Origin of the sequence: Geitlerinema sp. PCC 7407 (assembly GCF_000317045.1) — a bacterium.
Lineage (GTDB): Bacteria > Cyanobacteriota > Cyanobacteriia > PCC-7407 > PCC-7407 > PCC-7407.
Map to the genome: position 1 here is coordinate 4,584,773 of NC_019703.1, position 23,372 is coordinate 4,608,144.

At 59.6% G+C, this 23,372-nt stretch carries 21 protein-coding genes; 11 read left to right on the forward strand and 10 right to left on the reverse strand.

Annotation, left to right across the window (positions count from 1 at the left end; translation table 11 throughout):
* The first annotated feature begins 147 nt into the window (after positions 1-147).
* Positions 148-1,584 (forward strand): hypothetical protein, encoded by a 1,437-nt coding sequence (locus GEI7407_RS18765; protein WP_015173796.1) that lies wholly within the window; start codon positions 148-150, stop codon positions 1,582-1,584.
* Between the two features lie 199 nt (positions 1,585-1,783).
* On the opposite strand, the gene GEI7407_RS18770 is transcribed toward GEI7407_RS18765, so the two are convergent.
* On the reverse strand, positions 1,784-2,146 hold the full coding sequence (locus GEI7407_RS18770) for a c-type cytochrome (RefSeq protein ID WP_015173797.1): 363 nt from the start codon (positions 2,144-2,146) through the stop codon (positions 1,784-1,786).
* Positions 2,147-2,278: 132 nt separating this feature from the next.
* On the opposite strand from GEI7407_RS18770, the gene GEI7407_RS18775 reads away from it, so the two are divergent.
* Positions 2,279-4,006 (forward strand): ABC transporter ATP-binding protein, encoded by a 1,728-nt coding sequence (locus GEI7407_RS18775; RefSeq protein ID WP_015173798.1) that lies wholly within the window; start codon positions 2,279-2,281, stop codon positions 4,004-4,006.
* A gap of 111 nt (positions 4,007-4,117) precedes the next feature.
* On the opposite strand, the gene GEI7407_RS18780 is transcribed toward GEI7407_RS18775, so the two are convergent.
* Positions 4,118-4,498 carry a cytochrome c gene (locus GEI7407_RS18780; RefSeq protein WP_015173799.1) on the reverse strand — a complete coding sequence of 127 codons (381 nt, stop codon included), beginning with the start codon at positions 4,496-4,498 and terminating at the stop codon, positions 4,118-4,120.
* Positions 4,499-4,933: 435 nt separating this feature from the next.
* Here GEI7407_RS18780 and petG point away from each other — a divergent pair, with 435 nt between their 5' ends.
* Entirely contained in the window at positions 4,934-5,047 is a 114-nt protein-coding gene (petG, locus tag GEI7407_RS18785; protein ID WP_041268530.1) for a cytochrome b6-f complex subunit V, read from the forward strand.
* Between the two features lie 62 nt (positions 5,048-5,109).
* Here petG and rsmD read toward each other — a convergent pair whose 3' ends face one another.
* Positions 5,110-5,661, reverse strand: a complete 552-nt coding sequence (rsmD, locus tag GEI7407_RS18790) for a 16S rRNA (guanine(966)-N(2))-methyltransferase RsmD (protein ID WP_015173800.1) — start codon at positions 5,659-5,661, stop codon at positions 5,110-5,112.
* A 270-nt stretch (positions 5,662-5,931) separates the two neighbouring features.
* Here rsmD and GEI7407_RS18795 point away from each other — a divergent pair, with 270 nt between their 5' ends.
* From GEI7407_RS18795 to GEI7407_RS18825, 7 genes are all read left to right on the forward strand, one after another.
* On the forward strand, positions 5,932-7,914 hold the full coding sequence (locus tag GEI7407_RS18795; RefSeq protein ID WP_081587370.1) for a cation:proton antiporter: 1,983 nt from the start codon (positions 5,932-5,934) through the stop codon (positions 7,912-7,914).
* Between the two features lie 139 nt (positions 7,915-8,053).
* Positions 8,054-8,338: a hypothetical protein gene (locus tag GEI7407_RS18800; RefSeq protein WP_015173802.1), complete on the forward strand. Its 285-nt coding sequence runs from the start codon at positions 8,054-8,056 to the stop codon at positions 8,336-8,338.
* 249 nt (positions 8,339-8,587) lie between these two features.
* A complete protein-coding gene (locus GEI7407_RS18810; RefSeq protein WP_015173803.1) occupies positions 8,588-10,453 on the forward strand; it encodes a glycosyltransferase family 39 protein in 1,866 nt (621 codons plus the stop codon).
* A gap of 1,001 nt (positions 10,454-11,454) precedes the next feature.
* Positions 11,455-12,552 (forward strand): RNA polymerase sigma factor, RpoD/SigA family, encoded by a 1,098-nt coding sequence (locus GEI7407_RS18815; RefSeq protein ID WP_015173804.1) that lies wholly within the window; start codon positions 11,455-11,457, stop codon positions 12,550-12,552.
* Between the two features lie 219 nt (positions 12,553-12,771).
* Positions 12,772-13,254 carry a GNAT family N-acetyltransferase gene (locus tag GEI7407_RS18820; RefSeq protein WP_015173805.1) on the forward strand — a complete coding sequence of 161 codons (483 nt, stop codon included), beginning with the start codon at positions 12,772-12,774 and terminating at the stop codon, positions 13,252-13,254.
* Between the two features lie 302 nt (positions 13,255-13,556).
* On the forward strand, positions 13,557-13,745 hold the full coding sequence (locus GEI7407_RS21225; protein ID WP_015173806.1) for a hypothetical protein: 189 nt from the start codon (positions 13,557-13,559) through the stop codon (positions 13,743-13,745).
* A gap of 118 nt (positions 13,746-13,863) precedes the next feature.
* Complete coding sequence (locus GEI7407_RS18825) at positions 13,864-14,070, forward strand: hypothetical protein (RefSeq protein WP_015173807.1); 207 nt, start codon at positions 13,864-13,866, stop codon at positions 14,068-14,070.
* Positions 14,071-14,082: 12 nt separating this feature from the next.
* Here the strand turns inward: GEI7407_RS18825 and GEI7407_RS18830 are convergent, their stop codons facing one another.
* The 4 genes from GEI7407_RS18830 to GEI7407_RS18845 form a co-directional block, all read right to left on the reverse strand.
* Positions 14,083-15,213 carry a TrkA family potassium uptake protein gene (locus GEI7407_RS18830; protein WP_015173808.1) on the reverse strand — a complete coding sequence of 377 codons (1,131 nt, stop codon included), beginning with the start codon at positions 15,211-15,213 and terminating at the stop codon, positions 14,083-14,085.
* Positions 15,214-15,349: 136 nt separating this feature from the next.
* On the reverse strand, positions 15,350-16,429 hold the full coding sequence (locus tag GEI7407_RS18835; protein ID WP_150109825.1) for a tetratricopeptide repeat protein: 1,080 nt from the start codon (positions 16,427-16,429) through the stop codon (positions 15,350-15,352).
* Between the two features lie 323 nt (positions 16,430-16,752).
* Positions 16,753-17,331, reverse strand: a complete 579-nt coding sequence (locus tag GEI7407_RS18840) for a YbhB/YbcL family Raf kinase inhibitor-like protein (protein ID WP_015173810.1) — start codon at positions 17,329-17,331, stop codon at positions 16,753-16,755.
* A 114-nt stretch (positions 17,332-17,445) separates the two neighbouring features.
* Entirely contained in the window at positions 17,446-18,849 is a 1,404-nt protein-coding gene (locus GEI7407_RS18845; protein ID WP_015173811.1) for an amidohydrolase, read from the reverse strand.
* A gap of 163 nt (positions 18,850-19,012) precedes the next feature.
* On the opposite strand from GEI7407_RS18845, the gene GEI7407_RS18850 reads away from it, so the two are divergent.
* Positions 19,013-20,662, forward strand: a complete 1,650-nt coding sequence (locus GEI7407_RS18850; RefSeq protein WP_015173812.1) for a CocE/NonD family hydrolase — start codon at positions 19,013-19,015, stop codon at positions 20,660-20,662.
* On the opposite strand, the gene GEI7407_RS18855 is transcribed toward GEI7407_RS18850, so the two are convergent.
* The 3 genes from GEI7407_RS18855 to GEI7407_RS18865 all read right to left on the reverse strand — a co-directional run bounded on the left by GEI7407_RS18855 (position 20,659) and on the right by GEI7407_RS18865 (position 23,276).
* Positions 20,659-21,933, reverse strand: coding sequence for a glycosyltransferase family 4 protein (locus tag GEI7407_RS18855; RefSeq protein ID WP_015173813.1), 1,275 nt, complete (start codon positions 21,931-21,933; stop codon positions 20,659-20,661). The genes GEI7407_RS18850 and GEI7407_RS18855 overlap by 4 nt on opposite strands.
* 276 nt (positions 21,934-22,209) lie before the next feature.
* The gene (locus tag GEI7407_RS18860; RefSeq protein ID WP_015173814.1) at positions 22,210-22,506 is read right to left on the reverse strand and encodes an acylphosphatase; all 297 of its coding nucleotides are present in this window, start codon (positions 22,504-22,506) and stop codon (positions 22,210-22,212) included.
* A gap of 305 nt (positions 22,507-22,811) precedes the next feature.
* The gene (locus GEI7407_RS18865; RefSeq protein WP_015173815.1) at positions 22,812-23,276 is read right to left on the reverse strand and encodes an ATP-binding protein; all 465 of its coding nucleotides are present in this window, start codon (positions 23,274-23,276) and stop codon (positions 22,812-22,814) included.
* Positions 23,277-23,372 lie beyond the last annotated feature (96 nt).

The following is a 23,372-nucleotide window of genomic DNA, read 5'->3' on the forward strand; positions in this document are numbered from 1 at the left end:
GGGCGATCGCTCGATGGGTGCGTTTGGTTACCAAAACTGCAACCCAAGCTAATCGGTAATTCCGGAGCTTTAAAGTGAAGAAGGAACTTGAGAGCGATCGCCCATCGTCCTGAACTCTCGCCTTCTGCTGTCTTGGAGACTGCCATCATGCGTCCGGCCCTCTTCACCCTCCTGTGTCTTACTAGCCTCAGTATTGCCGTCACCCAGCCCTGGCAGAGTGTCAATGCGAGCGATCTCCCCTGGGGCATCCAGCCCGCAGCCTCTCCTGCCGTCGAGAACACTCAGCCCATGAGCACCCCGCGTTCTTCGTCCCCTGGCCAAGCCGCCTACGCAGCCTATCGCCAAGTCGTCGAGCGGACGGTCGCCATGGCCGCAGACCCCCAGGCTCAGGCTCTGGCCCAGCGCCTTGGTCTCAATATTCTCAACATCACCTGGGAAGACACCGGACGCTACAAAAACTCCAGCGTTGGCCCCAACATCAGCGACATGAGCATCCAGGTCCAGCAGCGCGATCCCCGCACCGGCGCCTACGACCTCAGCCTCATGCCCGTGATTCGTCATCCCAACTTTGCAGACGTGTCGGCTGACGTGCCCCTGGATCAGTTCTTTGTCCTGGTCGGCAACGAAAAAGGGAAAGACCTCCGGCGCGTGTCGCTGCGCGAACTCCTGGGCAACCTCCGGTCCTACCTGAGCGAACCGAATTCCTGGAAAGGCCGCGAAACCTCGCTGCTAGCAGACCGCGACACCCATGCCCTAGTCAGCGCCCAGGCCTGCTTTTTGCCGATTCCGAAGGGCGGCATTGCCGAATTCAACCCCGTTCTTTTCAACTATCAGTCTTCGGCGGGCAATCCGGCAGTGCTGACGATCTTGGCGACGCGGGAAGGCAGCAGCGTCACGATCATCGACAACCAGCGAGACGGCTTCGCCGCGGGCCGAACCTGGGGACAGCGGCTTTTCTTTAACAAAAATGGTGAGCGGGCCAGTCTCACGGGGCAGCGGATCAGCGATTTCGAAGCTAGCGGGAACGAGGGTAGCTCGACGGCCTCTTCTAGCGCTGAGGGGCTGAATATGGTGATGCTGATCCAGGTGCCGCTCAAGTACCGCGAACCTGACTATTCCCAGTTCAACACTGGGGTGCCGATGGCAGCGCCCTTGGCAGCTGAGTCGATGGGCACCCGCGGCCCCAGCGACGTGGAGGCGGCGGTGATTGGCCACGGTGCGGTGGAGGGTCCCTTCACAGAGATCGACAATCAGCCCATCGAGCGGGATCCGCGCTTCCCGATTCGGGTGACGGTGCAGTTCTACAAGGGCACCAGCAATGGCGTGGTCTCGGAGAAAGATTTGAAAGAGATCAGGGCTCAGATTGATCGGGTCTATGCCGATGCCGACTATGTCGGGAGCCTAGTGGTAGAGGGCGAGACGGGCCGCCCGACGGAGTACGACGGCTCGAAGCAGCAGCCTGGGAGCTGGTGGGGAGCATTTTGGCAGCGCCACGAGCAAAACACCGGACAGTCGCGCTCAGACGCCCTGGGAATGCTGGACCGGTTGCTGGGTCATCGCAGTGAGTCGGAGCGCGAAGATTAGGGGCGTCGATCGCGAGTTTGGGGCGATCGCCCGGAATCAGGCCAGCCAGCCCTGTAGAAACAGAGCATAAGGCTGGACCCCTGAAACGTCACTGAACGCATCTAAAAATTTTCACCCTGTACCCTGGCAAAGGACGCGTTTCCCTTGCCAGTTTTTTTGGGCATTTTGGGGGGCTGGCGGGCCGGTATTAGGGCCAGTCCTAGCGCCAGCCGGTCTGGGCGCGATCGAGGACGTAGGCGGATACGGCCTGGATTTCTTCGGGGGTGAGGCGATCGCCGTAGGCAGACATGTTGTTTTTGCCGTGGGTGACCAGATCGGCGATCGCCTCCTGGGTGTCGACGCCGTTGCGCTGGAGAGCTCGGAGCTGGAGAGTTTTGCCGCGCCGCACGATGTTGCCGCCCTTGAGGTGACAGCCGACGCAGTGCACCTCAAAGACTTTTGCGCCGAGATCCAGGTCAGCGGCGATCGCCCCGGGCACGCTCCAGGTGAGCGCCCAAAGGGCACAGAGGATTCCCAGCCAGACTTTGACACTCCAGATTTTGCGGCCTTTGATCGGTCCCACGATTGTGATTCCTCGGTATTTTCTTCATCTTGCCAGAGGCCGCGGACAGGCGCGATCGCCCCAAAAGCGTTTAAAACTTGAGCGAACCTGATAGCGTCAAACAGAGAAACCCTTTGTTCAGGACGCGCCGCCTTGAAGATCCGCTCCAACTACCAACGACTCATTCCCTACCTGAAACCCCACCAAAGCACCATTGCTCAGGCCTTGAGCTGCACCCTGGGTTTCACGGTGTTTTGGCCGATTTTGGCGTGGCTCGCCGGGCGAGTGGGCGGCTTCATCGGCGAGGGCAATGTGGAGGCGATCGCCCAGTTCGCGGCGCTCGGGGCGGTGATTTTCCTGATACGGGGCCTGGTGCAGTACGGCCAGGATGCCCTGATGGCCAAGGCCGCCTTCGCGATCGCCCTTGACCTGCGCAACCGCGTTTACCGGCACCTCCAGAGTCTCAGCCTCAGCTACTTCGAGTCGGCGAAGGTCGGCGACCTGTCCTACCGCCTCACCGAAGACATCGATCGCATCGGCGAAGTCATTAACAAAGTCTTTCACCAGTTCATTCCCTGCGTGCTCCAGCTGATCGTCGTGCTGGGCTACATGGTCTATCTCAACTGGCAGCTCACCCTGGGCACCCTGATTATTGCGCCGCTGATGGCGGGCTTGATCGGCTGGTTTGGCGAAAAGCTGCGGGTCGTCTCCCAGCGCAGCCAGAACCGCATCTCGGACCTGGCATCCCTGCTCACTGAGGTGTTTAGCGGCATGCGGCTGATTCAGGCCTTCGCCGCCGAGGACTATATGGGCCAGCGCTTTGGCCAGGAGGCCGAGCGCAACCGCCGCGCCCGCTACCGCACCGAGCAGCTCAAGGCAATTCAGTTTCCCGTGGTGGGCTTCCTGGAGGCCATGAGCGTGCTGCTGCTCTTTTTATTGGGGGGCTGGCAGATTTCGGAGGGCAACCTGACCGGGGCGGAGTTCATCAGCTACATTGCCGCCGTGGCGCTGCTGATCGACCCCATTTCCCTGACCACGAGCAACTACAACGAGTTCAAGCAGGCCGAGGCCTCGGTGGACCGGATCTTTGAGCTGCTGGAGCTGCAGCCTACCGTGATCGAAGCGCCCGACGCGATCGCCCTCAGCACCGTCAGCGGCAGCGTGGAATATCGGGGGGTTCGCTTTGGCTATCAGGCGGATCAGCCAGTGCTCCAGGATCTCAACTTGCAGGTGAAGCCGGGGGAAATGATCGCCCTAGTCGGAGCGTCTGGGGCAGGCAAGACGACCCTAGTGAATCTTTTGCCGCGCTTTTATGATCCGGAGGCTGGCTCCATCTTGATTGATGGCGTCGATATTCGTCAGGTGACGCTCCAGAGCCTGCGGCGACAAATTGGCATCGTTCCCCAGGAAACCATTCTGTTTTCGGGCAGTATTGCCCAAAATATCGCCTTTGGTCAGGCGGACTTTGACCAAAAGGCCGTGGAAGAGGCCGCCAAAATTGCCAACGCACATCAATTTATTAGTGCTTTCAGCAGCGGCTACCAGACCTGGGTGGGCGAGCGCGGCGTGAATCTCTCGGGGGGTCAGCGTCAGCGATTGGCGATCGCCCGCGCCGTTTTGCTCAATCCCCGCATCTTGATCCTCGATGAGGCGACTTCGGCCCTCGACTCGGAGTCCGAAGCCCTCGTCCAAGAAGCCCTTGAGCGGCTCATGCGCGATCGCACGGTGTTTATCATCGCTCACCGTCTAGCGACAGTGCGGCGAGCCAACCGCATCTTGGTGATCGAGCAGGGCCAGATCGTGGAAGCAGGCACCCACGAGGAACTCATTGAGCAGGGCGATCGCTACGCCCGCTTTTATGCTCAGCAGTTCAGCCTTTGACGCTCATCCAGCTAACGCTTTGCGTATGGCTGGAGATTCCCCGTTCACAAACGCGTAGGAACGGTTGCCCAAACCTCGCGAGCCTCTACGGGCAAACCCGATCGGGGCTCCTTAAAGCTTTTCGAGATATTCCAGCAGGTCAGCCATGGTTTGGGGGCTGGGCTGAAACTTCGGCATCGGGGGCGTTTTGCCGCTGATCACCTGCTGAATCAGGCTGACACGGGACTTGCGAGTCGAGATTTCTTTTAGGCTGGGGCCGATCCGACCATCTGCTTCTAAGCCGTGGCAGCCTGCACAGTTGATCTGAAAGATGGCGTGCCCCTGCACCGGATCTCCCGGCGAGGTCAGCACGGCTTGGATGTATGGATCAGAGGCCTGAAATCGCTGCCAACCGAAGATTCCTAAGAGGATCGCCAGCCCCATCGCAATGACTGCGATCGCGATCCGCTGGATCGGCAGCTCAATATCGGTTTTGGCAAGCTGATTATCCAAATTTCTGGCCAAAAAGTAGCAACGGACTGGAAATATCAGAGTTTCGCTCAGCCAAGGGAGCTATGGTTATCCAAATCAAAGCTTGAGCGTTTCAGACGGGCGGGCACTAATGCCTTGGCTGACGGGAGTTTTCGGGATCGACGCCGGATAACATAGCTTATTAATTTGATAACATAGCTTAAAAGTTTTTAGGGATGTTTCTTGGGCAATCCCTCGGTATTTTGTTGTCTAGATGACAGCAGTCTAACAAGTTTGAAATTTTCTTAAGTTTTCCTCTCATTTTCTTCGAGGGTCAGCGTTACCGGTCAGGACGCTGAGCCGAGCACAAGACCGGCAGGATTCATCCCCCCACAGCAGCGGCACGAGAGCAGGCGATATCCAAAGTCCTACAATCAATGTCAAACTGTTGATCAATCGTTCACAAGGAGATCTCCCGTGGTAGAACCTCTGCTCTCAGGCATTGTTTTGGGCCTGATCCCTATCACCCTGGCAGGGCTGTTTGTTGCGGCTTACCAGCAGTACCGTCGCGGCAATCAATTCAACCTCTAGCATTTGGCGATCGCGCCCCGTACCAAGAGCTGCGGCCCCCACGGCCCAGCTCTTGATTGTTTTTAGGGGGTTTCAGGATTCTGAAAGAACGTGAGCGCGGTGTTGCCGTAGAGCTTGACCCGGCACACGACGAGCCCCGAACTCGCTTGAAAGTCTTGGCGCTGGGGGCTGTGCTCCACCGCCAGTTCACCGCCCGCAGCCAGGAGCTGATGCTGGGCGATCGCCCCTAGCACCGGCTGATAGAGATCGCTGGCGTAGGGCGGATCGAAATAAATGCGATCAAACTGCTGACCCGCCAAGCTGCGCAGGCGCTGGGCCACATCTCCCTGGATCACGCGCCAAGATTGCTCCGGGGTGGCCACCTGCCGCCAGTTGTCGCGCACAATGGCACAGGCGCGCCCCGACTGCTCGATCCCCACTGCGGCGATCGCCCCTCGACACAGGGCCTCCGCGCCCATTACCCCGCTGCCCGCGCACAGATCCAGCCAGCGGCAGCCCACAACGTCGCCCTGCCAAATGTTGAACAGTGCCTCCCGCACTCGCGCTGGCGTTGGCCGCGTCATCTGTCCCGGCAGGGTTTTGAGTTGTCGGTTACCGTAGATTCGCAGCCCCATTTTCGCCCGCACCACGCCGAAAAACCTGTTGCCGGAATAGATTCTGCTGGGATAATGCTCGCTGAAAGCGCGATCGCACTTTTCCAGACTCAATCCGGCTTTCCATTGTGGCACGCGATCGACAGACGCCGCAGATGCTAGCGATGCGAGGAAGACAGCGTGAACCTTTTGTTTGATTTCCTATCTGGGGCCCCCAGCCTAGCCTGGGTTGCGACTCCCGTGATCGGCCAGCTTGGCCAGCCCATCACCGACCCTGTTCTGATTTTTTTGATGATCATGGCGATCATGCTGATCGCCCCCTTGGTGTTTGAGCGGCTCCGGATGCCCGGGATTGTGGGCCTGATTCTGGCCGGGGTTCTGGTCGGGCCGTCAGGCCTAGGCGTCCTCGAGCGCGACAGCACTATCGTTCTGCTAGGCACCGTTGGCCTGCTGTTTTTGATGTTTTTGGCCGGCCTAGAGACCAGCCTGGACGACCTCAAATACAACGCCGACAAGGCCGTCATTTTCGGGCTGGCCACCTTTGCTCTGCCCATGGTGATCGGGACAGGGGCCATGCTCCTGATGGGCTACAGCGTTTTGGCATCCATCTTGGTCGCCTCCTGTTTCGCCTCCCACACGCTGCTGGCGCTGCCCATTCTAACGCGGCTCGGCATCATGCGAGCCCAAGCCGTGACGGCTACCCTGGGCGCGACCTTGATCACCAACGTGCTGGCGCTGCTGGTGCTGGCGGTGGTGGTGCGAGCCAACCAGGGCAACCTCACCTTGGGCTTCTGGCTGACGTTGATTCCGTCCCTGGCGATCTATACCTTTGCAACGCTGTGGGGCGTGCCGCGACTGGGGCGGTGGTTTTTTCGGCGCTTCGGCCACGATGAGGGGGCGGAGTTTACCTTTGTGGTGGCGACGCTGTTTGTGGTGTCTTACATTGCGAGTCTGATCGGGGTGGAGCCCATTGTGGGAGCGTTTTTGGCGGGGATTGCCATCGCCCAGATCGTGCCCCAGCTCAGCCCGCTGATGAATCGGATTCAGTTCATTGGCAATACGCTGTTTGTGCCGATTTTCTTGATTTCGGTGGGGATGCTGGTGGACCCGCTGATTTTGATCAAGCAGCCCCAGGCCCTGGCGATCGCAGGGGTGATGATCGGGGCAGAGGTGATCAGCAAGTTTGCGGCGGCGTGGGGACCGGGCAAGTTTTTTGGCTTCAAGTTTCCCAGCATCATGGTGATGTTTGGACTGTCGGTGGCCCAGGCGGCTTCGACCCTGGCGGCGATCACGGTGGCCTTTGACATCAAGCTGGTGGACCAAGCAACGGTGAACGGCACGATCGCAATGATTTTGGTGACTTGCGTGGCTTCGCCCTGGATCACCGATCGCTGGGGTCGCCAGCTCAAGCCCGAAAGATCAACTCCCGTGAGCAGCAGTACGCTGCCGCTGGGCGATCGCGTGCTGGTGCCAGTCGCGAATCCCAGCACCGAGGACAATTTGCTCAATCTGGCCCTGATCTTGGCGAAGGTAGCCCAGGGGACGCTGCTGCCTCTGCACATTCTCCAAGATCGCGGCGACAATCTCAGTGAGGCAGACCGGATTCGCCAGACGCAGCTGCTGACGACGGCCGAAACCCTGGCCCACGCGGCGGTCACCCAGGTCGAAACCATTGGCCGGGTCGACAGCTCTATCGAGCAGGGCATTTTGCACAGCGCCCAAGAGCGCAACGCCAGCCTGATTATCTGCGGCTGGAAGGGCTACTCGAACTATCGAGAAAATTTCTTTGGCAGCGTGATCGACAAGGTGGTGAGCCGCGCGAGTGTGCCGGTGCTGATCAGCCGCTTTTGTCAGCCGCTGCAAAACACGACGCGAATTTTCTTGGCGATCGCCGAGCCGGTCGAGCCGTCACCAGTCCTGCGGCAGACGCTGTCCCTAGCCAAGACCCTCTCGACAGAGCTCAAGGCCCCCTTACACATCGTCTTTGCTCAAACCCAGTCGGTGCGAGAGCACCGCGATCTAGAGGACTTTGGGCTGGAGAGCGACACCCCAATCCAGCGGGTGCGGGGCAATGCGGTTAGCCGGCTGGTAAAAATACTGCGCACCGATGACTTGCTGATTTTGACGGCCAGCACCCAGGCGAATTTTATGGGGGTTCACGCGCTGGGGGCGGAGCCGGAGGCGATCGCGCGGCGGCGGCCCGATGTGTCGGTGATGGTGCTGCACTATCCGGCGACGGAGCGCAGCGCCCTGTCCTCGGTTCTGAATGCGTGATTTTGGCAAGAATCGCGGCGGAGAGATGGGGCGATCGCCCAGGTTCTAACTCCAGAGGCTTTTGGCGATCGCCCTTGGCGCAGTACACCAGAGGAGTCAAACGCTTTTTGATTTCATACTTCTCGAAAGGACAGGCACCATGCAAGCCCCCAGCGGCGCAATTCCGGTCATCTTTTCCTTTCACTACCTCAACGGCACAGTCGAGAGCTTCAACGTTCCCCTCGAAACCGTTTCGACCACCAACGATCTTCAGCAGATGGTGCGCCGGATTTTGGAGCATCCCTGGTGGACGCTGCACACCGAAACCGAGACGATTTTTGTCAATCTGGCCACGGTGACTAAAATCGAAGTCCATCCGGCGATGGCGGAGTTGCAAGGGGAGGCCATCTTTGGCGGGGTGCAGCGCGTCAAGCCTATCGGCTAGCGATCGCCCCCGCAGCGGCAATGGCCTCAGACGGCGATCGCTGGTCTCCCGAGGACCGAGACGGTGGACACCGTTTCCTGGCAGGAACGGGTCTGGGAAAATATCCAAGTCAACTGCAACTGCCCGGGGCAGACATGCGTCTTGAAGTCTTGCCCGCGGTCAGAAGTTTGCGGTAGACCATCGGCGCAATGCGCTGGCGCGCTACCCTCGGGTTGGGTTGGCCCGTTCACTGTTTGTTCCTCGAATTTCATGAAAATTAGCCTTGATCGTCCAATTCATCGATTTTTTCAGTCTTGGGAGCGCCATCCCACGGCCCTCTGGAGCTTTTCGGTTCTGTGGCTCGTTGGGATAGGCTTTGTGGCCTTTTTTCTGAAGCTCGGCAGCATTGGCTTGGTGGACGAAACGGAGCCGCTATTTGCGGAGGCGTCTCGCCAAATGACAGTGACGGGCGACTGGATCACGCCGTACTTTAACGAGGAGACGCGCTTTGATAAGCCGCCCTTGGTGTACTGGTTTCAGGCGATCGCCTACACCGTGCTCGGGGTCAATGAGTGGGCCGTCCGCCTGCCGTCGGCGATCGCGGCCTTTGGGCTGATGGCCTTTGGCTTCTACGTCCTGCGCCGCTTCGGCTATCCCAATCCTCGCCTGGGCAAAGAGGAGGCGGCCGACGCCACGGCGGCCCCGCTCTACACCCGTCCCCTCTGGCTCTCCGCCTGGATCGGCAGCGCCCTGATCGCCCTCGCACCCGAGACGATCGCCTGGGCCCGGGTGGGCGTCTCGGACATGCTGCTGTCCGGCTGCATGGGGACAGCGCTGCTGGCTTTTTTCGTCGGCTATGCCCAGCCTGAGCGGCCCCAGGTCCAGCGGGGCTGGTTTTTGGCCTTTTATCTGCTGATTGCCCTGGCCGTCCTGACCAAGGGACCGGTGGGCATTGTGCTCCCAGGCCTGATCGTTTTGGCCTTTGTGGCCTACATGGGGACCTGGCGCGTGCTGCGGGAAATGGGCCTGATCTGGGGCTTGCCCCTGGTGCTGGGCCTGGTTTTGCCGTGGTACATCGCGGTGATCGCCGCCAACGGAGAAGCCTACATCGACTCGTTCTTTGGCTATCACAACCTGGAGCGCTTTACGAGCGTGGTCAACAACCACTCCGCGCCCTGGTATTTCTACTTCATCGTGGTGGGCTGGGGCTTTGCGCCATGGTCGATCTTTTTGCCGGTGGCGATCGCCCGTTTGCGCTTCTGGAAACGGTCCCAGTGGGTTTTGCAGCCGCGCCATACCCACCTGGGCATGTTCGCCCTCTTTTGGTTTGCCGGCATTTTTGGCTTCTTCACCATTGCCGTCACCAAGCTGCCTAGCTACGTGCTGCCGCTGATGCCCGCCGCCGCGATTTTGGTGGGGCTGCTGTGGAGCGAGCGCATGATCGCGCCGCCCGTTTCTGCCAGCCGCGACGCCGCTGGGGACTCCGAGCCCGCACCCCAAAGCGGCCACCGCTGGGGCTTTCTGGTCAGCGCCTGGCTGAATATCCTTGTGATGGGTCTGCTGGCTGGGGGCCTGGGCTACGGCCAGACGGTGGTCGATCAAATCAAAGATCCGGCCATGCCAAACTTCCCGATCTTGCTGCAGCGATCGGGTTTGGTCACCCTGGGCTGCGGTCTGTGGGCGATCGCCGCCTTGGTGGGGATTTTCTTGCTCTGGCGGCGCCAGGGCCGCTGGCTCTGGAGCGTCAACCTCGCGGGGCTGGTGCTGTTTATCCTGCTGGTGCTGCTGCCCGTCGCCACGCTGTTTGACACCGAGCGTCAGCAGCCCCTGCGTCAGCTCTCCGAGACCGTGGTGCAGCTGCGCCAGCCCAACGAAGAGCTCGTCATGGTGGGCTTCAAGAAACCCAGCGTGGTGTTCTACACCCGTAGCCCAGTCAAGTACTTTGCCCGCACTCAGTCGGCCCTAGAGTACCTTGCTCAGACCGCCGCACCCCCTGGCAGCTCCGACACTGTACTGGTGCTGGCCTATCCCGAGCGGATGCGCCAGCTCGGTCTCCGGGTAGGTGACTACCAAGAGCTCGATCGCGCGGGTGCCTACCAGCTCGGCCGCGTCCCCAAAAGCCGCTTTCGCAGCTAGCGATCGCCCTTAGCGTCTTCCTTTTGCCAAAGCCCCGGAACTGCAATAGTTCCGGGGCTTTGGCGTAGGGCGGGCCAGCGAGCACGTATCAATGGCTGCGGTAGGCCCGCTCTGCCTCCCACCTGCCAAAGACCTAAATCAGTCCGCAGGCGATCGCGATCGCCGCCAGAGCCTCTCGGGGATCAGCAGTCCCCCTTTTAGAGAGCTTCAAATCATCAGCCTGATGGGTTAAAAATCATACCTATTTCTGTCCGTAGGCCCATATTTTTGGCACCCTGTCATTGACTCAAGCCAGGTTTTAGAGTTTATTTTGATAGATTTTCTTATCCCTCATTTGGCATACAATTTCCAGAACATTAGCATCACCCTAAATTATTTCTAAACAGTCTTTTTAAGTTTAATTTCTCCCCGTTGATAGATCAGCAAAACCTTTTTCCTGTGGGATTCTAGAAGCAGACCACATCCTCATTTCTCTTCCTCGAATTCAGAATCAAATCCTGCGGTATACGCTTTTAACTTCAGCATGAATAGACCTGCGCAAACCCATTCTCTTGGCACTTTTCTATGGCAATTGTTCAGTTGCTTAGCCCGTCCCAAACGAGAAATCTTAAGGAAATCCTAATCTTTATTCATGAAATCCTGAATAACGGCTCAGAGCGTTACTGATGACGCCGAATCCAGCACGACTGACGGAAATCTAGAGCATCTGGCTTTTTAAAATGCTTGTTTTTGTACTTAGAAGGCTCCTAGGCCTCCAAAATCTCAAAATTTGCCTGATATCATCAAGCAAAATCAGTTTTCTTCACCTGAGCACACTTTCAGCACTCTTTAGAAGCCCTCAATCTACGCCAGATCTGAGCCTTCATTGACAACCGCTTTGATTCAAGCTCAGACCATTATTTGATTCGCGATCGCTCTTCCTCCTATCCCAAGCCCCCAGGAGAAAAGCGACCCTTTTTGAGTTTCAGCTCTTTTCAGTTCCGATTTAGTATTTGACGGCTATGGACACTGACACAACGCTTCGCCATCCCCCAACCGAAGACGCTCCTAGCACTTTTGAAGACCGTTTAACCGAAGACCATTTGACCGAGGAGTCAGCCATGACCTCCCTTGCCCCCAGCACCCGCACCAGCAGCTATCGCAAAGATGCCTCCGACGACGCCGTCGGCGCCTTCTTCAAGGAGATGGCTCGCTACCCCCTCTTGAAGCCAGACGAAGAAGTCGAGCTGGCGCGCCACATTCAGCAGCTCAACGAGATCGAGGAGCTGCGAGCTCAATTTGAAGAAGAGCACGGCCGCCGCCCCAACAAGGCAGAACTCGCCGACGCGCTGGGCCTGACCGAGCGCCAGCTAGAGCAGCGGCTGCACCGCAGCCAGGTCGCCAAGCGCAAAATGATCCGCTCGAACCTGCGGCTGGTGGTCTCCATCGCCAAGCGCTACCTCAATCGGGGGGTGCCGTTTCTAGATCTGATTCAAGAAGGAGCCATGGGCCTCAACCGGGCCACGGAGAAGTTTGACCCCGACAAGGGCTACAAATTTTCGACCTACGCCTACTGGTGGATTCGTCAGGGCATTACCCGCACCATCGCCAACGATGCCCGCACGATCCGGCTACCGATCCACATCGTCGAGAAGCTCAACAAGCTCAAGAAGGCCCAGCGAGAGCTGCGCCGCGACCTCAAGCGCCCGCCGACGGAGGCGGAGCTGGCAACGGTCCTAGAAATCACGGAAGAGCAGCTCCAGCAGCTGTTGCAGGTGCGCCGCCAGTCCCTGTCGCTGAACGTGCGGGTGGGCCGCGAAGAGGATACGGAGCTCGTAGATCTACTGGAGGACAACAATTCGCGATCGCCCGAAGCCCAGATGAGCGAGCGCATGATGCGCCAGGAAATCGCTGAGGTGCTCAGCGAGGTCCTCACGGAGCGCGAAAAAGAGATTGTGTGCCTGCGCTACGGCATTGAGACCGGCGAAACCCATACGCTGGAGGAGGTCGGCAACATTTTCAATTTGTCCCGAGAGCGGGTCCGCCAGATCCAGACTCGAGCGATGCGCAAACTGCGGCGGCCTCAGGTCGCCCGACGCTTGCAGGGCTGGCTGAAATAGGAACGGCGCTGCATCCTCGCTGATCGATGAAGTTTTTGGTCGGTTTTTGAGCGATCGCTGACATTCTGAGGTCGTGAACCTTAAGGCTTCCTAGAAAATCCTGAGATTTTTGGGATTTCAAGGTAAAGACGGATGCAGAATTTTAGTGATTGTGCGTGTAGGATTGGGTGGGTATATGTCTGTGCAAGTTTAGTGACTGAAGGGAATTCGAGGAGGGCAATGTCTGCAAATTTTCTGATACGTCCGGCTGTCTCGACGGATACAGGGGCAATTTTCGGACTCATTCGGGACTTGGCAGACTACGAGCGCCTGCTCCCAGAAATGGTGGGGACTGAGGCGGACTTGGAGCGCCACTTGTTTGGCGATCGCCCCTATGCCGAAGTGCTAGTGGCTGAAGTCCGTCACCAGCTGGTGGGCTTCGCCCTCTTTTTTCCAACCTATTCCACGTTCCTGACTCGTCCCGGTTTGCATCTTGAGGACCTCTTTGTGCGCTCGGACTATCGCGGTCAAGGGATAGGCAAAGCGCTGATCCAGGGGGTCGCCCAGGTGGCCCGCGATCGCGGTTATGGCCGCCTAGAGTGGAATGTTCTCGACTGGAACGCACCGGCCATTGAGTTTTATCAGCGGATCGGGGCAACTTTGCTACCCGATTGGCGAATTTGTCGGGTCACTGATCCGGCTTTGAGTACTTTGGCCCCGTAAAAAGGAGTAGCAGCCTTGCGGACAGTGGGTTGAAATTGATGGTCCGCTACTCAGTTATCGGATCTGCAAGTACGATGGATGTGCAAGAAGCTTTGTGATCTGAGTCACTCATTATTCCTGATTTGGGCACAAGGGTCAGGGGTTTTAGTCACTCGCAAAGGACCCCAACATCACGCTTGTAGTGGATGGGCTATCACATCCTTGGGGGTGGAGAGTACGGCATAGTATCATCAACGTCCCCCGCTCGCTCGCCCTCACTTTCCGGCTTTCGTCCATTTGTTCCCCAGCCTCGGTTACTGCTGATGAACGCCTCTCTAGCCTCGAGTTTTCAGTTTAGGCTTAATCCTCCAAAAACAGCGATCGCGCTGCTGATGAATGGCTTGATGGTTGTGATGGTTGTAGGCCTGTGGTTTCAGCCCGCGTGGGCGGAGGACTACACGCCCACCGTCGATGGCGGCCCAACCACAAGCGACAGCGGCGGCACGCGCTAGAGGCCTAGCGGGCTTTGTGTGAACAAAGGTCTTTCGCCCCTTGCTCCCCTCAGCACTTCGGTAGACCATGGAAGCGGCGCAAGCCTGAGTCTGCCGACACGATTTTTAGGGGGAGACCATGACAATCTGGGTAAATGAGCAGATTGATCCGATCGGAATTTTGTATTCCTGCATTGCCAGCAAGAGCGAGGCTCACGCGAAGGAATGCCACAAGTCCTTTGAGCAGAATCTGACGCCCCAGCAAAAAGCCGAAGGCTGGGTGGCGCGGATGCGCACGGTCGAAACCTGGGACGAGGTGCCCGTGAATGCGCTGAAGCTGGACTAGGGGCGATCGCCCTTAGCTCGAACTCGAACGAGGCAGGCGCAGTTTTTTTCCCTGCCTCGGGCTGAGGATTTGGTTGAGGCTGCGGAGCTGCTCAGCGGTGCCCAGGCAAATGATGACATCGCGCGGCAATAGCTGGGTGTCTGCGGTCGGCCCCACGGTGAGGGCGCCCTCAGAGCGCCGAATGGCCAGCACCAGGGCGCCGGACTGCGATCGCAGGCGCGCGTCCCGCAGGGAGAGACCAACCAAGGGGCAGGTCTCCGGATCGATCAAGAATTCTTCTAGGTAGTAGGCGCGATCGCCTCCCGTCAGCGTCCCGTCCAAAAAGTCCATCACTTCGGGCCGGATCGCCGCCGCTGCCATGCGTTTTCCGCCCGTGATGTAGGGCGAGATCACCACATCAGCCCCGCCTCGCCGCATTTTCTTCACGGCTTCCTCGGTGCTGGCGCGGGCGATCGCGCGAATTTTGGGATTGAGGGTCTTGGCAGAGAGCACCGTGTACAGATTCTCGGCGTCGGACGGCAGCGCCGCCACGATGCACGCAGCCCGGTCGATCCCGACCCGCAACAGGGTTTCATCCAGCGTCGCGTCTCCCTGGAGCGCCGGATATCCCAGGTCTTGGGCTGTTTGCAGCAGCGCCCCATCGAGGTCTACCACCACAAAGGTGATTCCCTCGACCGCGAACTCTAGAGCTACCTGCCGGCCGGTCCGACCGAACCCGCAAATAATGTAGTGATTGGCTAGGGTGTCCATCAGCCGCCGTCGCTGTTGCAGTCGAATTCTTTCCTGAAAGTAGCCCTGGATCAGAGCCTCTGTAAATCGGTTGACGATGTAGCCGATGCTAATCACGCCCAGCAAAATAAGCGTCATCGTAAACAATCGACCGCGATCGCCCAGAGGATGGATCTCGCCGTAGCCCACCGTCGCCAGGGTGATCATGGTCATGTAGGCAGCGTCGGTCCAGGGCCAGCCCTCTACCAGCCAATACCACAGCGTCCCGGCCACAAACACGCCCACCAAGGCCACCACACCGCCAATGAGTTCTGCTTGGAGTCGCCTATAGCGCTGCTCAATAGCCGAAGGAGACGAAAAAGACGGCTCTGCGTTCACACAGATCTCGCAGAAGATAAAAGTGAGTGCTGCCATCGACCAAGCACGAGCTTCAGCAGGCAGTGACCTTAATGTAGCGGCTCAACCAATGCCAGAGAGTCGCCGCACCGAGATTCAAAAAAGGCCCTTGAGATCATCAAGGGCCTGGAAGATTCGGGCAAAGCCGCTGGGCTTAATTCAGGCCGTCTAGGGCACTTTCGGCTTTCTGCAAGCCTTCTGCGTCGTTGGCCTGACGGAACAGATCCCGCGCCCGGTTAAAGGCTTCTTTGGCTTCTTGGGGGCGATCGCGGCCTTTGAGGGCGACGCCGAGCTGGTAGTAGGCCGTGGGATTGTTGGGGGTAATTTCCAGCAGCCGTCGGTAGGCGACGATCGCCCGGAGGTAGTCTTCTTGGTTGATGTACACCTCGCCGATCGCGGCTTGGGCCTCGGCCAAGTTTGGCTGCAGGGCCACGGCGCGCCGCAGCGAGTTGAGGGCCGCTTCATTTTGGCCCTGGGCCTGGAGGACTTTACCCACTTGCAGATGCACCTCGGCATTGCGGGGCTCTAGCTCAGCGGCGCGCTCAAGAGAGGCGATGCCCGCTTGGGTATTGCCCATCAGAAGCTGGGTGACGCCAAGCTTGAGGTGGACGTTGCCGCTATTGGGGGCGATCGCCAAGGCCTGCTGGAACGAGCGCAGCGCATCCTGGGGACGATCCTGCTGCAAATAGATCGAGCCAATGGACTCGTAGGCCTGCCAGTTTTTGGCGTCGAGGCTGGTGACCTGGCGATAGGCCTGAAGGGCGCCTGCGGGATCTCCTTGGCGATAGAGGACCGTTCCTAGGCCGAGGTGGGCATTAATGTTTTTGGGATCGAGCTGGGCAGATCGCCGATAGGCGTCGCTGGCTCCGCGATAGTCTTCCTGGTTGGCCAGGGCAAACCCGAGGGCGTAGTAGAAATCGGCGTTTTTGTTGTCGAGGGCGATCGCCCGCCGATAGGCCTCTGCCGAAGCAGCATAGTTGCCCTGACGCGCCTGCACATAGCCAATCCCAGAGAAGATGCGGGGATTGTCCTGGGACAGGGTGGCGGCGCGCTCGTAGGCGGCCAGCGCTCCTGTCAGGTCCCCGGATTGGACTAATTCTCGTCCTTGCTTGAGGAGATCGCGCAGCTCCTGATCAGAGCTAGCTTGCGCCACGAGGGCGGCTGGTTGGGGGGCTGCCACCACGGGCGCACCGGTCACAGCCAAAACACCGAGGGGGAGAAGATATTTATACACGGAGATGGTTGTAAGAGAGCGAACGGCTTTCAGGCGACTCCGAGGGTTTTTAACCCATGCGATCGCCTAGACGCAAATCCGGACATTTTTACTGGAAGGAACCTCACCCCACTGCCGTCTGTTGACGACTCGACTTCCAGGCGATCGCGCAATGTTTTGTCACAAACCTGAAAGCTAATCGAAAATTTTAGCAACAACTGCTGGGATTCCAAACCGGGAGCTTCCCAGGCTCTAGCGTGCCTAGAGCCCCAAACCGGCCAAAACTGGCCAAAATGCCGAGTTTTGCCCTTCTAAGGGCGATCGCGCTTCCGCTGGGCCGTGCTCTAGCGCTGGCGCGTGTAGCGCCCCATCAAGTCTGCTTGGCCCAAGACCTTGCCCTGCATCGCTTTGAGCACTTCGCCTTTGAGCGCTGCTGGCGGCAAATTGAGGGGCGAACCGAGAGCATAGAGCTTGAAGAAATAGCGGTGCGTGCCCCGAGGCGGGCACGGCCCCCCGTAGCCGACTTTGCCAAAGTCATTCTTGCCCTGGAGCGCACCATTGGCCAAGCGGCTGTCGGGCGTCACCCCTTCGGGCAGCGATCGCGTCTCGGGGGGCAGGTTGTACACCAGCCAGTGCACAAAGGTCCCTCCAGGGGCATCGGGATCTTCAACCACCAGCGCCAAGCTCCCGGTGCCTTCGGGCGGCGCTTCCCAAGTCAGGGCAGGCGATCGGTTGTCGCCATCGCAGGTGTAGCGCGACGGGATTTCGCTGCCCGCTGCAAAAGCAGTACTTTCGAGGTTCATTGGGGTTGCCTCCCCCACAATATCGGTTGCAATATCGGTTGAAGTCAGGCCGCTACAGGCCACCAATCCCGCTAGGCCGAGCACGCTGACCCAGCGCGCAAACTGCCCCTTGAGTCCCATCCTGCTTCTCAAACGCTTCTGCTTTTATTGGAGCAAGGCGCGGGCAGGAGTGCCGTTAAATTATGCAGATTTATTTTTTCAGGGATTCAGGGGCGATCGCCCACCCCGTGGCCCCTAGTCCGGCAGGCCCATCACGCTGCGGTAGCGGGCCTCAATGGCCTGGACCGTCTTGGATTGGCGCTGGGGAATCCAGCTCGACAGCTCGAACAGGCGCTGGCGCAGGTGAGCAACATCGGTCGTGGTGATCTGGCCGTCGGCGATCACGGGGCGGCCGCGCACCCAGCTATGGCTGATCGCATTGGTTGGGCGGCCCAGGATCAGCAGCCCAATGGGGTCCGTGCGGGGCAGCAGCGACAGGCTGGTGAGGTCGTAGAGCACGAGATCGGCGTCTTTGCCCACCGTGAGGGAGCCAAAGCGATCGCCCGAGGCGAGGCCCTTGGCGCCGCCCAGGGAGGCCATTTCGACTGCCTGACGGGGCGTGATCCACTGGCGATAGTCAAAGTCAGTGATGTTGTGCAAAATCGAGCCGATTTTGATCGCCTCTAGCAGATCCTGAGCGTCATTGCTGGCGGACCCGTCGCAGCCAAAGGCCACGTTCACCCCGCGCTGTCGATAGGTCAGCAGGGGCGCAATCCCGCTGCCCAGGCGCAGGTTGCTGAGGGGATTGTGCACCACGGTGGACTGGGTGGCCGCGAGGATGTCGATTTCGGCGTCCTCCAGCCACACGCAGTGAGCCAGGGAGGTCTGGGGGCCTAGATAGCCGATTTCTTTGAGATGCTGCACGGCGCTACAGCCGTATTTTTCTTGGGCGAGGAGCTTTTGGGCTTTGGTTTCCAGGAGGTGGGAGTGGCGGCACAGCTGGTAGCGATCGCTCAGTTCCACACAGCCCTCAAAGAGGCGATCGGAGCACAGCTGAATCCCTGTGGGCGCTGTCATGATGCTCACGCCCGCGTCGGGTTCATGGAACCGCTGGGCTATTTGCTCCAGGATTTCTAGGGTCTCGCGGGTCGATCGCAGACAGCGGCCAATGTCGCTGGGGCTGCTGCCCGCAGGCATACCAGCACCCGCCACTTGGTCTTGGATCAGGGGGCCGACGAAGGCGCGAATACCGACTTCTTGATAGGCTTGGGCCACCGCCGCCACGCTCTCGATTTCTTTGCCAGGGATCGGCACCACGTGATCGACGACGCAGGTGCCCCCAGAGAGCAGCGTTTCGACGGCGGTTCCCAGAGCGCTCAGGTACATATGCTCGGGATCGAGGGGCGCGAATTCGTAGAGTTCGGCGATCCACAGCTCCAGCGGCACCGAGGGGATGATGCCGCGCTGCCACATTTCGGAGGAGTGGGTGTGGGCGTTGACAAAGCCCGGCAGCAGCAGCTTGTGAGTGCCGTCGATGAGGGTGCCCTGGGGGTCGAGGTGCGGGGCGATCGCGCCAATGCGGCCCGCGGTGATATGAACATCAACGGTTTCATACCCTGTCTCAACCGGAATAAGCGCGTTCTGAATCGTAAAGTTCACGGCCCTGACCTTTTTCCCAGGAGAAGTCCAAAACAAATGCAGGTGGGGCAGCCCGGGGAGATGCCCACAGCGATCGCCCAATTTTGGCACAGTCGGCCCCAGGGCGCATCCTGCCGAGACTTGATATGGTGAACAAGCTGTGGATTTGGTGCGATCGCCCGCTATGCTGCCCGTCAAGCCCAAGGAAACCGTCTCGATGGTCACCCGCGATGGGGTGCGCCTGGATGCCGATCTCTATCGCCCCGAGGGGGAAGGGCCGTTTCCGGTGCTGCTGATGCGCCAGCCCTACGGACGGGCGATCGCCTCCACCGTGGTGTACGCCCATCCCGAATGGTACGCTGCCCACGGCTATCTGGTTGTGATCCAAGACGTCCGGGGGCGGGGCACCTCCGAGGGGACCTTTCGCCTGTTTGCCGATGAGATTGCCGACGGCGAAGACACGGTGCGCTGGGCGGCGGCGCTTCCCGGCAGCTCGGGGCGGGTGGGCATGTATGGCTTTTCCTATCAGGGCATGACGCAGCTGTACGCGGCGATCGCCCGTCCGCCGGAGCTCCAGGCCCTGTGTCCCGCCATGATCGGCTACGACCTCCACCGCGACTGGGCTTATGAGGGGGGCGCTTTTTGCCTGCAAATGAATCTGGGCTGGGCCTTGCAGCTAGCCACTGAAACAGCGCGGCGGCGCGGGGATGAGGCGGCGTACCACGCCCTCTTGGCGGCGTCTCGCCAGCTTCCCCTGGGCGGGCCGGTCCCCGCCAATCCCCAGATCCTGCGGGATCTGGCGCCGGACTCCTTTTATCATGACTGGCTGGCTCACCCAGACCCGCAGGCCGAGTACTGGCGATCGCTCTCCCCCCAGGGCCAAATGGACGCCGTCGATCTGCCGATGCTGCACATTGGCGGCTGGTTTGACACCTATTTGCGGGGCACGCTGCGCTTTTATCGCGATCGCGCTGAGCATAGCCAGAAATCCCAGGCGCTGCTGGTGGGGCCCTGGGGGCACCTGCCCTGGGGTCGGCGGGTGGGCGATCGCGACTACGGCCCCGCCGCCGAGAGCCCGGTCGATCGCTGGCAAATCGCCTGGTTCGATCGCTGGCTGAAGGATCAGCCCGAGGCCTGGGGCGATCGCCCGCCGGTCACGCTGTTTGAGATGGGGCGCAATCAGTGGCGATCGCTGCCAAGCTGGCCCACCGCCCATCCCCAGCGCTTTTTCTTGACCAGTCACGGAGAAGCGGGCATCCGCACCGATGATGGACGCCTAACGCCCCAGCCGCCGTCTCAGGCAGGGCGCGATCGCTGGGTCCACGATCCGTGGCGGCCCGTCCCCGCCGCTGGGGGCCACGCCAGCTTTCCCGCTGGCCCCGTCGAGCGCGGCGCGGTGGACTGCCGCAGCGATGTGCTGACCTACAGCAGCGCGCCGCTCGACGTCGAGCTTTGCCTAGCGGGCGATCTGAGGCTTGAAGTCTTTTGTCAGGCCGATGTGCCCAGCTTTGACCTGTGCGCGGTCCTCTCCGAAGTGCTGCCCGACGGGCGCGTCTACGCCTTTAGCCAGGGCTATCGGCGCATCGATACCCCCCAGGCTCAGCCGATCGCCCTTGCGCTCCAGCCCACCTGCCAGACGATCGCGCCGGGCAGCGCCCTGCGCCTGAGCCTGAGCGCCGCCTGCTTTCCGGCCTTCCCGGTCAATCCGGGGACCGGCGATCGCGCCCACAGCGCCCGCACACTGACCGCCCAAATTGTCACCCTGCGCCTCGATCACGGCGGCGATCGCCCGTCTCAGCTGATTCTCAACCGGCTTGATTCGCCGTCGCCTTAGTGGGTCACGCCCGTCGAAGGCGCGATCGCGGGCGGCGTCACCACCGTCCCCGCCACCATCGTCTTGAACAGCGCCTCATACTGATTGAGTGACTGCTCGAAAGCGTAGCGCTCCAGGGCAAACCGCCGTCCCTGCTGGCCCAGTGCCTCCGCCGTTCGAGGATTTTTGTACAGGTCCATCACCGCATTCGCCAGCGCTCCCGGATCCTCCGGCGGCACCACCAGACCACCTCCGCTTTCGCGCACCGCTCGAGCCGCCGTTCCGTCCGCCGGCACCGACGCCAAAATCGGGCGACCGCTCGCCAGCAGAACCTGCGTCTTCGACGGCATATTAAACGAAATCACATTGTGCTTCTGCACAATCAAGCCCACATCCGCCGCCGCCAGCATCTCCGGCAGCCGCTCTCGCGGCTGGAAGGGCAGCAGCAAAACATTCGTGACGCCGCAGGCCTGGCAGTAGTCGCGGAGTTTTTGCAGCGCCTGGGCCTCTCCCGCAATCACAAACACAATCTCTGGGCAGTGCCCCAAGCGAGACGCCGTCTCGATCACCGTCTCCAGCCCCTGGGTCAAGGCAATGTTGCCAGAGTAGAGAACCACAAACTTATTCTGGAGGCCGTGCTCCGCGCGAAACGCATTCTCCTTGGGCATCGGGCGAATGAAATTCACATTCACCCAGTTGGGAATGCAGACAATTTTGTCGGGAGAAACGCCCTTGCCTACCAGGTTTTCCGTGAAGCCGTCTGTGATCACGCTAATTACGTCTGCCGTGCGGTAGGCGAAGCGCTCTAGGGCCTCAAACACGCGGATCATGGCCTTATTTTTTAGCAGGCCCACGTGCACCGCCGCCTCCGGCAAGATATCCTGCAAGTTCAGGACCACCGGACACCGATAAAGCCAGCCCAGCAAGGCCGCTGGCACGCTCACCGGCAGCGGCGGCACCGTCAGCAAGATCACGTCTGGCCGCCAGCTCCCCAGCGCCCGAAAAAAGCTCGTCACCACAAAGCTGGCATCTAGCAGGATGCGATCGAGCAGGCCGGGTTTGGGCTTGACCCACACATAGCTCCGGTCGATCCGCACACCGTTTTTGTATTCTGTTGCGTAGAGCTTGCCGCGGTATGTGGGATAAATTCGACGCTCTGGGTAGTTGGGCATACCCGTAATCACCCGGACCTGATGCCCTCGGGCCGCAAGGCCTTCGGCGAGCTCCGTCATCAATGGCGCAATGCCAATGGGTTCGGGATGATAGTTATAGGAATAAATCAGAACACGCATAGGTTTGGCGGCTATTCACGGTAGGACGCTCGCGATGACGTCCTCTGGGCTGGTTCCGGCAAGAGCGAGGCAGGGAACGGTAGGATGCCGATTACACTTTACATACAGATAGGTTTCCCCAGGAAACGCTACAGATTAGCGTTTGGGAAATCTTCATGGGGGCTGATGCCTGAACGAAGTTTCAGTGAGACTGGCAAAGGTCAGGAATGGATCTCAATTCTTTAAAGGCGTTCTACGAATCCTTTAAAGTTTGGTCAGCGTTTGACGAAGCTGGACTTAGCGCCGAATTTCAAACCCTTCGATGCCTTTGGGGACTTCATAGGTGAAGGTTACATCGGATACTCGAGCAGCAGGGGGGCCATTGTGACACCAGCGAATGAGGGCTTTGACGGCCTCTGGGTTTCCTTCAAAAAGGGCTTCTACCCGGCGATCGCGGCAGTTACGGACCCAGCCCTGGACTCCGAGGCGGCTCGCTTGATCGAGCACGGCAAAGCGGTATCCAACTCCCTGCACAATGCCTGAAATGAAGACGTGAGCACAAACGATCTCGGCCTGAGAGGCTGACTCAGTCATGCAAGCGGGTGGTAGACAGTTACAGCCATCATACTCTGGGGAGAATTTGGGGCCGCGAAAAATCTGCTTTTGGTTGGATGGCGGAAAGTGGATTTCGAGGTGCGTTTCAGGAATCGCGCAGAGTCTATCTTGCCTTGAGATAGGCAATAAGACGGCTGAGACGCGATCGCCCATTTACACTTTCTTTAAACTTGGCCCTAGCGCTGAGAACTCAAGCTGGCTCCTGTCGGGGATCAAGCTTTTAAAATTGGGCATCATTGGCGCTAGGCGGGCGATCGCCCATGGCCGGACCCATTGGCGTCCAGCTAGGAGTAGGGTGCAGGCGCCGTGACCAGGTACTTGCGCAGAAGTAGGCAGTTGCCTTGGGGCTCCACAGGGGAGTAGCTCAGCTCATCGCTCAAGCGGTGCAAAAACAGCAGGCCCCGTCCTGATTCTTGTTCGAGGGGGTCGAGCAGCGGCTGTTGCTGTAGCAGGTCTGCCAGTTTCCCAGGCAAGTCGAAGGGTAGCCCCTGATCCCAAATGCGAATCTCGATCGCCTGTGTGTAGAGATGCACTTCTAGGAGAATGGGCGTTGTTGTTGGTAGGTGCTGGTGGGCATGGCGGGCCGCATTGGTGAAGCCTTCAGCCACCATGACCTGGTATTGCCACCAGGTTTCTTGGGTGAGATCGGGATGGTTGAACTGCTCTAGCCACGCCAAAACCGTCTCCAGCGCCTTGAGATCGCTGGTCACTTGCAGAGACGATTGTCGAATCAGAAAGTCTGACTGCATAAGTCAACAAAATTTTGAAAAGCTCACACCCCGATCGCGACCGAGGATCTGGCAACTGCAGCACTTTCAAGAAGTCTGCACCATCCCCGCCAGGGG